The following is a 14,016-nucleotide window of genomic DNA, read 5'->3' on the forward strand; positions in this document are numbered from 1 at the left end:
GCCCTTCACGCCACACCCGTACAGGAATTGATCGCCCGCAGGAAACCCGAAACGAGGGAAACGGCCCATGACCTCCGCGCCTCCAGGCGAAGACCAGACCGTGCCCTTCGTGGCCGGACTGCCGCTGTTCTGCCTGCCCCACGCGGGAGGCAACAGCGTGCACTTCCGGAGCTGGAAGTGGCTGGCCCCCTATGCCCGGGTCGTCCCGATGGAGCTGCCGGGACACGGCACCAGGCTCCAGGAGCCACTGCTGGAGGACTGGCAGCGGCTCGTTACCGAGCTGACCGAAGCTGTCGCGACCAAGGCTGACGGCCCGTACGTGCTGTTCGGGCACAGCCTTGGCTCACTGCTCGCCTTCGAGATCAGCCACCGGATGCTGGAACGAGGCCGGCCGCCCGCTCTGCTGGTGGTGGCCGGCCGGAACGGGCCGGGCGTCAACCCGGCCCACCCGCCCATGCACGAGCTGCCGGACGCGCAGCTCGTCGCCATGCTGCAGAGGCTGGGCGGCATGCCGGACGGCATACTGCGGCAGCCCGAACTGCTCCAGATGTTCCTGCCGGCGCTCCGCGCCGATCTACGGCTTGCGGAGCGCTATGCGCGTCCCGGGGTTCCCGCGCTGCCCGTGCCCGTGATGGCCTTCGCGGGTGAGGGCGATCCGATGACGGACGACCTGGGCATGCTGGCCTGGAAGCGTGAGACCACCAAGACGTGCGAGCTGGTCTTCCTGGACGGCGGCCACTTCTTCCTCGGCAGCCCGCAGTTCGCCGGCGCCCTCACCGAGCGGATCGCGCGGCTGGCCCACCCGATCGCCGTGTGAGGCCGCACGCCGCCTGCGGGCGAGTGCCGGCCTTCGCTCAGCCGGCCTCGGGGGCCGTGTCACCCAGAGCCTGGGCGTTGTCCGCGACCCGCGTCAGTATGTCCATGAGGTGGCGTACCTCGTCGAGGCTGATGCCCTTGGTCAGATGCTGCTCCAGCTCGAGCAGCTCCTGCTCGACCGGCTCGTGCAGGAGCCGCCCCTCGTCGGTCAGGTAGAGCCGCACCAGCCGGTTGTCACGATCGTCGCGGCGGCGGGTGAGCAGTCCTGCCGCGGTCATCCGGGTGGCCATCTTGACGATCGTCGGAGTCGTGACATTGACCGCGGCGGCGATCGCCCCGGGCGTCTGACCGTCGTTCTTGTGCAGCGCGGCGAGCACCAGATTCTGCCCCAGGTGCAGTCCGTGGCGTCGTAGAGCGGCGTCCGTGACGGCGCGGAACGTCTTGGAGGCGCGGGTGTACACATCCATGAACTCGCTCACGCTCTACCTCCGATGGCCGGGCGACAGGTGCGCCCGCGTCCGCAGTCTAACCGCCGGGCAGGTAAGTCACTAGCCAGCGAATGACTTGACGGCTATCGATCCCGGTCCCTACAGTCGGCGGCAGAACGTTAGTCGGCAAGTGATGTTCTCTCGTCCCCATCCAGGAGGCACCCAATGAGTTCACCCAGCGCGCCGACGGGGGCGCCTGCGGCCGAGCTGAATCCCCGGCGCTGGGCCATGCTGGCCGTGGCCCTGGTGGCCATGTTCATGGCCATCTTCGACTTCTACGTCATCAACATCGCGACCCCGTCGCTGCAGTCCCAGCTGAACATCGGTGAGGCAACGCTCGAGCTCATCATCGGTGGCTACACGTTCACCTACGCCAGCCTGCTGGTCGCCAGTGGCCGATGGGGTGACATCTTCAGCTACAAGCGGATGTTCATGATCGGCATGGGGCTGTTCACCGTCGCCTCGCTGTTCTGCGGGATCGCGCAGACGGGTTCGCAGCTCGTGGTCGTCCGTCTGATCCAGGGCGTCGGTGCCGCGCTCATGGTGCCGCAGGTGGTGGCCTTCATCACCGTGACCTTCCCGCCGCCGGAGCGACCCAAGGCGCTGTCCTGGTTCGGCGCCACGATCGGTCTCGCCGTGGTCGCCGCCCAGATCCTCGGCGGTGTGCTGCTGTCGGCCGACGTCGCCAGCCTCGGCTGGCGGGTGATCTTCCTGATCAACATTCCGATCGGTCTGGTCACCATGCTGCTCGCGGCCAAGCTGCTCCCCAACGCCAGGGCCGCCCGCAAGCCGAAGCAGGACGTGATCGGCAACATCGGCATCTCGATCACTCTCGGCCTCGCCATCCTGCCTGTCGTCCTCGGCCGCTCCGAGGGGTGGCCGGTCTGGGGCTGGATCATGCTGGGCCTCTCGGTGCCCTTCGCGATCGGCACCGTGATGTACGAGAAGGCGTTGCTCGCCAAGGGCGGCGAGCCGATGCTGAACCTGTCGCTGTTCCAGAACAAGTCCTACGGCGTGGGCATCCTGATCATCGTCGGCGTGATGACCTTCTATTCCGGGTTCATCTTCGGTATGACGATGTTCCTGCAGTTCGGCCTGGGGCTGTCTCCGCTGAGGGCCGGTCTCACCTTCGGGCCGATGGGCCTCGGCTTCGCGCTCAGCTCTCTGATGGCCCGTCCGATGCTGATGAAGTACGGCGTCAAGGTCATCACCATCGGTCAGGTGCTCCTGGTGCTGAGCACCGTGGTGCTGCTGTTCCAGCTGAACTTCTCGGGGACGGACACGTCCGCCTGGGAGATGGTCGTGCCGATGGTTCTCGGCGGCCTCGGTACGGGTGTCACACTGCCCGCGCTCACGGGCGTGGTCATGTCCAAGGTGGCGCCGCAGCAGGCGGGTGTCGCCTCGGGTCTGCTGAGCACCGCCCAGCAGTTCGCCAACACGATCGGTGTCGCCGTCTTCGGCGTGTTCTTCTTCAACGCGCTGGGCAGCGGCCCGACCAAGGGCGACTACGTGCAGGGCCTGGAGGTCGTGGGCTGGTACGGCATCGGGCTCAGCCTCCTCACGCTGGCGGCCACCTTCCTGCTGCCGCGTGGCCCGATGGGCCCGCCGCCGGGGGCCCGTCCGCCGGCCGGCGCCCCGGCCGTGGACGCTCAGGCCCAGGCCACCCCTTCCGTCGGCGCCAAGGCGGGCGGCCAGTAGTCCTGCGGTCCGCGCCCGGGACGGTTGCCCGGGATCGCTTCCCCGGCAACCGTCCGCATCCAGCCCGGCTCTGTCGCAGGTCACCCCCCCGCCCTGGAGCAGAGCCGAACCCCACACCGTCTCACCGGTGTTGGTGCACAACCCGGCGCCCCGTCTCCCTGCTTCGGCCGGAAGGCGGGGCGCTCGGCGTGTGCCGCACCCGCCCGTCGCGTGGAGCCCCTGGCCCCTCGTGGCCCCCGCCGGACGGGACGACATCCCCTCCTTGTACGGCATTCCGTTGACACGCCCGCCCAGACGCGTATCCTTCAACGGGCAGTGAAATCATCAAGTGGTGAGTGGCGGGCTCTGGGGCAGCCCGGTCGGCGTACCCCGATCCGGCGCCGCGGCAGTCCACGTCCCAATCCGTTCTGCCGGGCCTGTCGCACCGGCCACCCCGGGCGGCCTCTGGCTCCAGTGTTTGGAGGGCTGAATGTCAACTGAAGGCGTGTCGGTGGGCGCGGACGAAGCGCCGATATCCCTTGCCGAGGCGGCTGCCGCGGCGGGGTGTCCGGTTCATCTGGGCAACGAGTTCGGAAACGCCCCGTACCCCGTGTACAAGGAAGTGCAGGAGGCCGGGCCGGTACGCCCGGTGATCCTCCGTGATGGCTCCGAGGCGTACATCATCACCCGCTACGACGACGTACGGGCCTGCTACGCCGATCCGCGGCTGAGCAGCAGCCTGGACGACGCCCCCAAGCCGAAGGGGGCCGGCTCTCTCGCGGCCCCGCCGGTCGGCGGCCTGGTGCTGCGGCGCGACGAGGCCTCCGGGCACATGATGATCAATCAGGACCCGCCGGACCACACCAGGCTGCGCAAGCTGGTGGTGCCGTCGTTCGCGGCCAAGCGGGTCAACGCGATGGAGCCCCACATCCTGCGCATAGCCGACGAGTTGCTGGGCCCCCTCGCCGGCGAGGACCGGGTGGAGCTCATCGAGCGCTATGCCAAGCCGCTGCCGGTGATGGTGCAGTCGCAACTGCTGGGCGTGTCGCCGGACAAGCACGAGGCGTTCACCCGGGGCATGGACGAGCTGACCGGCGGCAAGGACGTCGAGGCGGCCCAGGGCGGGCTGGACCTGATCAAGGAGCTGCTGGCCGAGCAGATCGCCCACAAGCGTCTTCACCCTGCCGAGGACCTGCTGACCACTTTGGTCCAGGTGGCCGAGGAGGAGGGGCGGATGGAGGAGATCGAGCTCCTCGCCTCGGCGATCCAGGTCATGCTGGCCGGCTACTTCGGCATTCAGAGCATGATCGGAAACTGTGTGTACTGGCTGCTCAAGTACCCGGAGATGAAGGAGAAACTGCTCGCCGACCCGTCGCTGATGCCTGCCGCGATGGACGAGATCTTCCGCTTCGACGGGCCCCAGCAGCCCGGCTCGAACCGCTACGCGACGGAGGACATCGAGGTCGGCGGTGGGGTGATCCCCAAGGGCTCGCTCGTGATCTTGTCCGTCTCGGCGGCCAACCGCGACCCGAAGAGGTTCCCCAACCCCGATGTGCTGGACTTCGAGCGGGAGAACGCCGCGGACCACATCGCCTTCGGCTCCGGGATCCACTTCTGCGTCGGCTCGCGGCTGGCGCTGAAGGTGGTGGGCCTGGCAACCCTGTCCCTGCTGCAGGAGTTCCCCCACATGCGTCTCGCCATCCCCGAGGAAGAGCTCAACTGGGAGCTGCGCACCCCCTTCCGCGGCCTGGACTCGCTCCCCGTCTTCCTGCGCTGAACCCTGCGGGCGCGCCGCCAGGAGCCGTCCGGTCGTGTCGCCGTGCCGCCCTGCGTCCGGTTCCCGGGGTTGTTTGACTTGCCCTCGCGCTTGACGCGGCGACTCGGCCGGACGGTCAAGTCGCGTTCTGGAGAGGTGTGTTGACACACCACCGTAACATCGTCGAGCATTCATCAAGCGTTGAATTCATCAACTGTGGGTTCCCGTCATTCTGGAGGTCCAGAGTCCATGGCACTCGACAGTGCTCCCGCGAACAACCCGGGGAGCCCCACCTCGCTCGAGGCCGGGACCGGCGAGAACGCAGGCAAGGGACGGCGGTTGCTGGTTGAGGCGCTGCGGCGGATCGAGCAGCTCAACGCTGCCACGGCTGCGGGTGCCTTACGGCCGGCGGAGCCGATCGCCATCATCGGCCTGGGCTGCCGGATGCCCGGCGGCGTCAGCTCCCCCGAGGGCTTCTGGCAGCTGCTGCGGAACGGCGTGGACGCCACTCGCGAGTTCCCCGCCGACCGCGGGGACGCCTCCCAGCTGCACGACCCCGACCCGGAGGCGCCAGGGAAGGCCTATGTGATCCGCGGCGGATTCCTCGACGAGGTCGACCGGTTCGAACCCGGAGTCTTCGGCATCTCGCCCCGCGAAGCGGTCGGCATGGACCCCCAGCAGCGGATGATCCTCCATGTCGTCTGGGAAGTGCTGGAACGCGCCGGCTACGCACCTGACAGCCTCGAAGGCAGCCAGACCGGCGTATTCATCGGGGTGTCGACCACCGACTACGTGCGCGCCCGTCAGGAGGTCGGCGACATTCGCGACGTGGACGGCTACCAGCTGATCGGTGAGCCGTCGTTCGTCGCCGGCCGCGTCTCGTACACCTTCGGTCTGATGGGACCGAGCAAGGTCGTGGACACCACCTGCTCCTCCTCCCTCGTCGCCCTGCACGACGCGTGCCAGTCGCTGCGGCTCGGTGAGTGCGATCTGGCGTTGGCCGGCGGTGTCAACCTGATGCTGACGCCGTACAACTTCGTGCTGCTCAGCAAGTTCCGGGCGCTGTCTCCCGACGGCCGCTGCAAGACCTTCGACGCCTCCGCCGACGGCTACGCCCGCGGCGAAGGGGCCGGTGTCGTGGTCCTGAAGCGCCTCTCGGACGCGCTGGAGGCGAACGACAACATCCTCGCGGTGGTCCGTGGAACCGCCGTCAACCACGACGGCCGCTCCAGCGGGATCTCGGTACCCAACCCGGCCGCCCAGCAGGCCGTGATCCGTTCGGCCCTGGAGCAGGCGAAGCTCGACCCCGCCGAGATCGGCTACGTCGAGGCACACGGAACCGGTACCGCGCTCGGCGACCCCATCGAACTACGCGCCCTCCAGCAGGCGGTGGGCCAGTACCACAGCAAGGACAGTCCGCTGCTGATCGGTTCCGTGAAGACCAACATCGGCCACCTGGAACCGGCGGCCGGCGTCGCCGGACTGCTCAAGCTGGTGCTCTCGCTGCAGCACGACGAGATTCCGAAGCACCTGCACATGACCGAGCCCAACCCCAACGTGGACTGGAACGCCCTCGACATCGAGGTCGTCACCGAGCGCCGCCCCTGGCCCGGCGACAAGCCCGCCAAGATCGGGGCCGTCAGCAGCTTCGGCGCGTCCGGCACCAACGCGCACGCGATCATCTCCGAACCGCCCCGGCCGCCCGAGCCGTCCGAGCAGGCCGACTCCTCCAAGGCCCTGGCCCGCGACGTCGACGTGCTAACCCTCTCCGCCCGCAGCGAGAGCGCGCTGCGCGAGCTGGCGAGCAACTACGCGGCCGCCCTGCGGGAGAACCTCGGCCTGTCGCTCGCCGATGTCTGCTTCACCACACACCTCGGACGGTCCCGGCTGTCGACCGGCGTCGCGGTGGCCGCCACCAACACCACCGCGCTGGCCGACGCCCTCGACGCCTTCGTCGCCGGCCGGCGCGAGGACCGCACGGTGACGGAATCCCTCGCCCCGCACCGGCAGCGCAAGGTGGCCTGGCTGTTCACCGGCCAGGGCTCGCAGTACCCGCGGATGGGTGAACTCCTGCGCTCCGAACCGGTGTACGCGACCGCGATCGACGAGGTCGCCCGCCACCTCGACCCGCACCTCGACCGTCCCCTGGCCGACCTGCTCGCACAAGCGTCCACCGACCCCGACCCCGTCGATCCGTCCTCACCGCTGCACCGCACCGGGTACACGCAGCCCGCCCTGTTCGCCATCGAGTACGCGCTTGCCCAGCTGTGGAAGTCGTGGGGTGTCACTCCCGCCGCCGTGATGGGGCACAGCGTCGGCGAGATCGCCGCCGCCACCGCGGCAGGCGTCATGGACCTGGCCGACGCGTGCAGGCTGGTCGCCGCCCGCGGCCGCCTCATGGAAGCCCTTCCCGCCGGCGGTGTCATGGCCACCATCGTCTGCGACGAGACCAGGGCCCGCGAGGCGATCGCCGACTTCCCGGGCACCGTCGCCATCGCCGCCGTCAACGGCCCCGCCGACACGGTCATCTCGGGCGCGGCAGACGACGTTGCCACCATCACCACCGCGCTGGAGAAGGAGGGGATCAAGCACCGCCTGTTGACCGTGTCGCACGCCTTCCACTCCCCTCTGATGGCGCCGGCCCTCGCCGAGCTGCGTGAGGTGGCCGGGTCGATCACCTACCGGGCACCGAACATCCCGCTGGTCTCCAACGCCACCGGCAGGTTCGTGCGCCCCGGCGAGATCGATGCCGACTACTGGATACGACATGCAGCGGGCGCGGTCCGATTCGCCGACGGCATCCGGGCCCTGTACGACGACTCCTTCCGCACCTTCCTGGAGATCGGCCCCCAGCCCGTCCTGTCCGGTCTGGGCTCGCGCGGCCTGGACGACACGGCCTGCCGGTTCATTCCCACACTGCGCCGCCGTCTGGACGACCGGCAGTCGGCTTACAGCGCGCTCGGCGCGCTGCACCTGCGCGGGATCTCCGTCGACTGGGCTGCCTACCACGACGGCGACCGGGGCCGCCGCGTGCCCCTGCCCACCTACGCCTGGGAAGGCGAGTCCTACTGGTTCTCCCCCGTATCCGAGGCACGTGTCGCACCCGCCGGGGACCCGGTACCGGGTCTCGGACAGCGACTGAACTCGGCGCACCCGGCCTACCAGCTCGATCTGACCGAGCCCCGCTGGGAGCGCGAGGCCCAGACGCGAGCCGAGGGAGGTTCCCGGATCTCGGCGGGCTCGCTCCTGGACGCGGCGCTGGTCGCGGCGAGTGACGGGTTCGGTGGTAACTGGGCCGCGGCCGGCGACGTGGTGGCCGACGAGCCGCTCCCCCTGGACGGAGAGCGGACCCTGCACCTCACCCTCACCGACGAAGGCATCTCCGCCGCCTTCCAGATCCGCAGCACCTCGAAGGCGGAGGAGGCCTCGGCCGCACCCTGGCGACTGCACCTGAGCGGCAAGCTGCGCCGGCGCCCCAGCCCGAACGGACGGGAGTACGTACCCTTCGCCGCCAAGGGCCGCACCGGAAGTGAACTCGACTGGAAGCAGGCAGGGTTGTCGTTCGCCACGGCTGACGTGGTGCTGCATGCCGAGCGTGGCACCGGCGGCACCGAGCTCAGGCTTGCCGGGGGCGGACAGGGGCGGGCCGTCGTCATCGACGCGGCCGTCGCCGCCGTCGCCTGGGCAGCCGGGGGAACGGTCATCGGCGGCCCGGGAGCGATCGCCGAGGCGCTCTGCGCCGACCCCGGCGCCGTGCACTACGTACAGGCCACCGCCGAGACCGCGGCGGACGGTGCGGTCCGCGGCCGGGCCGACCTCTACGGCGCCGATCGCGACTGGCTCGGTACGGTGGACGGCATCGAGATCGCTCTCCCCGCGCCCGGCCCCGCCCCCGAACCATGGAGGGATCCGAACGAGCTGCTCTACCGCATGGTGTGGCAGCCCGCCGAGACCGAAGGGGGCGCTCCCCAGGCCGACCTGCGGGGCACCGAGGTGCTGTTGATCGCCAACGACGGTGGGGCGGCCGAGCGGCTCGCGGCGGCCCTGACTGAGGCCGGCGCAGCACCGACGGTCGTTCCCGCTCCCACAACGGAACCCAGTGACGTGGCAGGCCGGGCCCTGCACAACGAGGCGCTGTCGAACCTGCTGGGTGAGTGGCGACGCCGGCGTACCGCACGTGCCGATCGAGGCACGGCCACGGGCCGGGTTCCTGGCAGGGTGATCGTCCTGACCGGCCTCGACGCTCCCGCGCCAGACGCCACCGACGCCCGCTCCCTGGTCACCTTCCGCGACCGGGCGGAGCTGCTCGCGGTCGGTGTCGTGCAGGCCCTCAACGCCGAGCCCGCAGACGAGCAGATCACCCTCACTCTCGTCACACGCGGGGCGGTCGCCACGGGGGAGGACCAGGTCCGGCACACTCCGGCCGCGGCCCCGCTGTGGGGACTGAGCAGGGTCGTCGCCCTGGAGCACCCGCAGCACTGGGGCGGCGCGATCGACCTCGATCCCGATGCCGAGGACCCCGCCGAGGCGCTCGTCGAGGCGCTGTCCTGGAGCGGTGCCGAGGACCAGCAGGCGCTGCGAGGCGGCGTCCGCCTGGCGGCCAGGATCGTTGCCAGTCACCTCGACGGTGACATCCTGCGCCGAGAGATCGCGGTGCGTCCCCACGGCACCTATCTGCTGACCGGTGCCTTCGGCGGGATCGGCCAGGAGGTGGCACGCTGGCTGGCGCTGCGCGGCGCCGGAAAGCTGGTGCTGCTCGGCCGCACCGAGCTGCCGGACCGCAGGCGTTGGAACCACGCGAGGCTGAAGGAGAGCGCCAAGGAGCGGATTCGGGTGGTCCGCGAGCTGGAGGGCATCGGTGCCGAGGTCGAGGTCATCGCCGCGGACGTGGCCGACCAGGACGCGATCACCACGCTCATCGAGCGGCTTGCCCAAGACGCGGCCCTGCCCCTGGCCGGAGTCGTGCACGCCGCGGGCGTCTCCGGGCCCCAGTTCGTCCGTGAGGTCAGCCGCCTCGAGTACGACAAGGTGTGGCGGCCCAAGGTGGTCGGCGCCTGGGTGCTGCACCAGGCCACCGAGAACGTCCCGCTGGACTTCTTCCTCGGCCTGTCCTCGATCGCGGCGACCTGGGGTTCGCAGCACCTGACGAGTTACGCGGCCGGCAACGCCTTCCTCGACGGGCTGGCCTGGCACCGCCACTCCCGGGGCCTGGCCGCGCTGACGATCGACTGGTCCTCCTGGGAGCTGGAGTCGGCGCTGTTCGACGGGGAGATCGCGGCCTTCCTGGCGGCCACCGGTCTGCGTCCCCTGTCCGCGCCTCAGTCGCTGCGGCTGATGAGTGCACTGCTGGGCAGCACGGAGACGAACCACATCGTGTGCTCGGCCGACTGGCCGACGTACAAGTCGATCCTGGAGGCTCGGGCGGAGCGTCCCGTGCTGCGCCGGATCGAGATCGCCGCCCCGGACGGCGAAGAGGGCGAAGAGGCCGCCCCGATTCTGGGTGAGCTGCTCGACGCGGCGCCCGAGGAGCGGCTGGACATGCTGGGCGTCTACCTCCGTGAGCAGCTCGCGCAGTTGCTGCGGCTGCCGGTGGCCGACCTGGCGGGAGAGTTCCACCTGCTCGACATGGGCCTGGACTCGCTGATGGTGATGGAGCTGATCAGCCGTTGCCGCAAGGACCTCGCCGTGGAGATCAAGAGCCCCGAGTTCTTTGCGACCGACGCCAACTACTGGGCGGTATTCCTCCTGGAACGGATCGAGTTGCGGTACCCCGAATCCGAGATCGCCGACTCCGCGGACGGCACCGCGACTGAAGAAGGCTGGTGAGGTACATGAGCATGCCCATGAAAACGCCCATTCCACGGGAGCGGTACGACGTGGCGATCCTGGGCGCCGGCATCGCCGGGTCCATGCTCGCGGCGGTACTCGCCCGCAACGGGGTGAAGGCACTGCTGCTGGACGCCGGCACGCATCCGCGGTTCGCGGTCGGTGAGTCCACGATCCCGTACACCTCGGCGCTGGTACGGCTCATCTCCGCGCGGTACGACGTGCCGGAGATCGCGTCCCTCGCCACGTACAAGGACATCCGCGACAACATCTCCCGCAACTGCGGCTGGAAGAAGAACTTCGGCTTCGTCTACCACCGCCCCGGACACGCCCAGAACCCGTCCGAGGCCAACCAGCTGGTCCTGCCGGTGGCGCTGCAGACCGAGACGCACCTGTTCCGTCAGGACGTGGACGCGTCCATGTTCAACGTCGCGCTTCAGTACGGCGCGGACGCCCGGACCGGGGTGCGGATCAATGACATCGACATCGACGGTGGCACCGGTGTGGTCCTGAGCGCCGAGTCCGGCGAGGAGTTCCACGCCGAATACATCGTGGACGCTTCCGGATTCCGCTCGCCGTTGGCCAACCGGCTCAGTCTGCGCGAGGAGCCCACCCGCGCGCGGACGCACTCGAGGTCGGTCTTCACACACATGGTCGGGGTCAAGCCGTACGACGAGACGATGTCGGGAGGCCTGCACCGCCAGCCCAGTCGGTGGCACGACGGCACGCTGCACCACGTCTTCGACGGCGGGTGGCTGTGGGTGATCCCGTTCGACAACAACAAGGACTCCCTCAACCCCCTGTGCAGCGTCGGCCTAACGCTGGACCCGCGGGTCCACCCGGCCGGCGACGCCTCACCGCAGGAGGAGTTCGACGCCTTCCTCCAGCGTTTCCCGGATGTGGCCACGCAGTTCGAGGGGGCCCGGGCCGCCCGTCCGTGGGTGGCGACAGGGCGACTGCAGTACTCATCCAAGCAGGTCATCGGCGACCGGTTCTGCCTCACCTCGCACGCAGCCGGCTTCATCGACCCGCTCTACTCCCGTGGCCTGACCAACTCGTTCGAGGTGGTCAACGCCCTCGCCTGGCGGCTCATCGACGCCGCCCGGGACGGCGACTGGGCGATGGAACGGTTCCAGTACGTCGAAGAACTTCAGCAGGGCCTGTTCGACGTGCACGACGACCTCGTCTATACCTCGTTCGTCGCCTTCCGTGACTACGACTTGTGGAACGCGGTCTTCCGCACCTGGGCGCTGAGCACCGTTCTGGCGGCGCTCTCGCTCGAGAACGCGTACTTCGCGTTCGCCACGCACGGCCGGGACGAAATTTTCCGCGACCTGGAGCAGACCCGGTATCCGGGATCACCGTTCCCGATCAGCGAGACGTACAACCAGATGCGCTTCACGGCGCTGGAGCTGTGCCTCCAGGTGGACGAGGGGGCGCTGGCCCCGAAGGACGCGGCGGACCGATTGTTCGGCGTGCTCCAGGAGGCCGACTACGTACCCGCGGCGTTCCGGATCGGTGACCCGAAAGAGCGCTACGTCTTCATCACGCCGCCCAAGATGGCCCAGGCCGCCCGCTGGGCGGGCACCGAGGCTCCCAAGGAGGTCGGCGAGCTGATGCACGGCGCCATGAGCGGGCTCGTCAAGGAACGTCTTCGGAACATGGTGTCCCGGCCCGGCCGCCGGTGATCCCGCTGCCTACCACGACCGACCACGACGGAACGAAGAACGAGGAGAGCTGACGTGATCACAACAACAGGCGAGGGTGTGGACGGCGGCGCTGCGGAGACCGTCACCTATGACGTGGCGATTCTCGGCTCCGGCCTGGCCGGCTCGCTCCTCGCGGCGATCCTGGCGCGGCAGGGCGCCAAGGTCCTGCTGCTCGACGGTGGACAGCACCCCCGGTTCGCCATCGGCGAGTCGACCATCCCGTACACGCTGCTGACGCTGCGGACCCTGGCCGAGCGCTACGACGTTCCGGAGATATCCGCGCTGGCGTCGTTCACCGAGACGACCAAGACCCTGGGCGCACGGTTCGGCGTCAAGCGTCACTTCGGGTTCCTGCTGCACCGCGAGGGCGCCCCGCAGAATCCTCGTGAGGTCAACGAGTTCGGCACCCCGCCGCAGGTCCTGCACGAGGCCGCGCACTACTTCAGGCAGGACGTCGACGCGTATCTGTTCCATGTGGCCGCCAAGTACGGCGCGAAGGTGCGGCAGAACTTCCTCGTCGACGACATCGACTTCGACGGCTCGGGCGTGACGCTCAGCGGCCGACGCGGCGAGTACCGTGCGCGCCACATCGTGGACGCCTCCGGCTTCCGCTCGCCGGTGGCCGAGAAGTTCGGGCTGCGCGAGGACCCGGTGCGCTTCAAGCACCACTCACGGTCGCTGTGGAACCACGCGCTGAACGTCACGCCCACCGACCAACTGTTCGACCACATCCACCCCGAGCTGCGGCCGCCACTGCCCTGGTACGAGGGCACGGTCCACCACATGTTCGAGCGGGGTTGGGCCTGGGTGATCGGCTTCGACAACAACAAGTGGTCGACGAACCCGTTGTGCAGCATCGGCATGACGGTCGACCCGCGCGTCTACCCCAAAGTGCCCGGGATGAGCCCCGAGGAGGACTTCGCCCGGCTCTGCGCCCCCTTCCCGGACATCGCCCGGCAGTTCGAGAGTGCCATCCCGGTGCGCGAGTGGGTTTCCACCGACCGCCTGCAGTACTCCTCCAGCGCCACCGTGGGTGATCGCTGGACGCTGCTCTCGCACGCGGCGGGGTTCATCGACCCGCTGTTCTCGCGGGGCCTGTCCAACACCTGCGAGGCGATCAACATCCTCGCCTACCGGCTGTTGCGAGCGTTCAAGGACGACGACTTCTCCGCAGAGCAGTTCGCCCATGTCGACCGGCTCCAACAGTCGATGCTCGACGTGAACGACGAACTCGTCAACGCGGCGTTCATTTCCTGGGCCGACTACGGCCTATGGAGCGCGATCTTCCGGATCTGGGGCTGGGGGGCGAACGCCGGCACCTACCGGATGCAGGAGTCGCTCACCAGGTTCCGCGAGGACGGCCGTGACGAACACTTCGTCAACCTGGAGGACGTCCCGCACGTCGGCCTGTACTGGCCCGACAACGACGGCTTCGCCGAACTGCACAACCTGATGGTCAAGCAGACCGACGCATTCGAAGCGGGCACCACATCCGCGGCCGAAGCTGCCGACGTGCTGTACGAGGAGATCCAACAGGCCGACTACTTCCCCAAGGGCTTCGGACTGGCCGAGCGCGAGGTCCGCTTCATCGTTCCGACGCCGAAGAAGATGTTCAACCTCGTCCGTTGGGCCGTGAAGGAGGGGGATCCCCAGGTGGCCCGCATGCTCACCGCGAACGCGCGTGCGGTGGCGAAGGCGAGGCTTCGGGGGAAGAAGCTGTTCTGATCTCGCTCAGTCCGTCATC

General features: G+C 69.1%; 7 protein-coding genes. 6 read left to right on the top strand and 1 reads right to left on the bottom strand.

Annotation, left to right across the window (positions count from 1 at the left end; all coding sequences use genetic code 11):
- Positions 1–67: 67 nt before the first annotated feature.
- Positions 68–817, top strand: a complete 750-nt coding sequence (locus OG306_RS39990) for a thioesterase II family protein (RefSeq protein WP_266908899.1) — start codon at positions 68–70, stop codon at positions 815–817.
- Positions 818–854: 37 nt separating this feature from the next.
- Here the strand turns inward: OG306_RS39990 and OG306_RS39995 are convergent, their stop codons facing one another.
- Complete coding sequence (locus OG306_RS39995) at positions 855–1,295, bottom strand: MarR family winged helix-turn-helix transcriptional regulator (protein ID WP_266908897.1); 441 nt, start codon at positions 1,293–1,295, stop codon at positions 855–857.
- Positions 1,296–1,469: 174 nt separating this feature from the next.
- On the opposite strand from OG306_RS39995, the gene OG306_RS40000 reads away from it, so the two are divergent.
- The 5 genes from OG306_RS40000 (at position 1,470) to OG306_RS40020 (ending at position 13,997) form a co-directional block, all read left to right on the top strand.
- The gene (locus OG306_RS40000; RefSeq protein WP_266908896.1) at positions 1,470–3,002 is read left to right on the top strand and encodes an MFS transporter; all 1,533 of its coding nucleotides are present in this window, start codon (positions 1,470–1,472) and stop codon (positions 3,000–3,002) included.
- 469 nt (positions 3,003–3,471) lie between these two features.
- Entirely contained in the window at positions 3,472–4,758 is a 1,287-nt protein-coding gene (locus OG306_RS40005; protein ID WP_266908894.1) for a cytochrome P450, read from the top strand.
- A gap of 228 nt (positions 4,759–4,986) precedes the next feature.
- Positions 4,987–10,563 carry a type I polyketide synthase gene (locus tag OG306_RS40010; RefSeq protein WP_327258289.1) on the top strand — a complete coding sequence of 1,859 codons (5,577 nt, stop codon included), beginning with the start codon at positions 4,987–4,989 and terminating at the stop codon, positions 10,561–10,563.
- 5 nt (positions 10,564–10,568) lie between these two features.
- Positions 10,569–12,251, top strand: a complete 1,683-nt coding sequence (locus OG306_RS40015; protein ID WP_432762222.1) for an NAD(P)/FAD-dependent oxidoreductase — start codon at positions 10,569–10,571, stop codon at positions 12,249–12,251.
- Between the two features lie 54 nt (positions 12,252–12,305).
- Positions 12,306–13,997: an NAD(P)/FAD-dependent oxidoreductase gene (locus OG306_RS40020; protein WP_266908888.1), complete on the top strand. Its 1,692-nt coding sequence runs from the start codon at positions 12,306–12,308 to the stop codon at positions 13,995–13,997.
- Positions 13,998–14,016 lie beyond the last annotated feature (19 nt).

It is taken from the genome of Streptomyces sp. NBC_01241, from assembly GCF_041435435.1.
Classification (GTDB): Bacteria; Actinomycetota; Actinomycetes; order Streptomycetales; family Streptomycetaceae; genus Streptomyces.